Genomic DNA, 1,169 nt, shown 5'->3' with positions numbered 1-1,169 from the left:
AGGTGGAGAAGTCACTGGCAGAAGGAATCAATGTCAATGCCGTTATGACTGATGATCTCAATGCCTTGATGCTGGCATCTGCTAACGGGCACACGGCGGTGATCCAATGCCTGATAGAGGCCGGGGCGGACGTCAACGCCGCCCGAACTGAGGATGGTGCCACCCCGCTATTCATCGCTGCCCAGGAAAATAACACCGACTGTCTGCAAGCCCTGATCGAAGCCGGGGCGGATCCCAACGCTACCTGGAGTAATGGCACCACCCCGCTGTTCATCGCGGCCCAGAAGGGCAATATCGACTGCGTGACAGCCCTGATCAAAGCCAAGGCGGATCTCAACCTCTCCCGTCCGGATGGTGTCACCCCACTGTACATTGCTGCCCAGAAAAATAACACCGACTGCTTGAAAGCCCTGATCGAAGCCAAGGTAGATCTCAACGCTGCCTGTTCCGATGGTACCACCCCGCTCTACGTCGCTGCCGAGAAGGGCAATATCGACTGCCTGGAAGCACTGATCGAAGCCGGAGCAGATCTCGCTGCCCGGGCTGAGGATGGCGCCACCGCGCTGTTCATCGCTGCCGGGAAGGGCAATACCGACTGCGTGAAAGCCCTGATCAAGGCCGGGGCGGACGTCAACGCCGCCCAGACACCGGATGGCGTCACTCCGCTGTTCATCGCTGCCCAGGAAAATAACATCGACATCGTGCAAGCCCTGATCGAAGCCGGGGCGGATCTCAACATCGCCCGGACTTCGGATGGTGCCACCCCGCTGTCCATCGCTGCCCAACAAAATAGCACCGGCTGCGTGAAAGCCCTGATCAAAGCCAAGGCCGATCTCAACCTCAGCTGTTCGGACGGTTCCACCCCGCTGTTCCTCGCTTGCCTGAAGAATAATACCGACTGCGTGGAAGCCCTGATCGAAGCCAAGGCGGATCTCAACGCCGCCCGGTCGGATGATGCCAACCCACTGTCCGTCGCAACCTGGAAGGGCAATACTCACTGCGTGAGAGCCCTGATCAAAGCGGGGGCGGATCTCAACGCCCGGACCGAGAGTGGCGCCACCCCGCTGTTCATCGCAGCCGAGACGGGCAATACCGACATTGTGCAAGCCCTGATCGAAGCCGGGGCGGATCTCAACGCCGCCCTGTCGAATGGCGCCAACCCGCTACTG

General features: G+C 60.2%; 1 protein-coding gene. It reads left to right on the top strand.

The features are described 5' to 3' along the window. Window positions 1–1,169: ankyrin repeat domain-containing protein (locus KDK19_RS06135; protein ID WP_257291563.1), on the top strand; the 1,169-nt coding region annotated here is incomplete at both ends.

The organism is Endozoicomonas sp. ONNA1, assembly GCF_024606325.1.
Classification (GTDB): domain Bacteria; phylum Pseudomonadota; class Gammaproteobacteria; order Pseudomonadales; family Endozoicomonadaceae; genus Endozoicomonas_A.
Note: the sequence above shows the minus strand (reverse complement) of the source record. Positions and strands in the feature narration are given on the sequence as shown.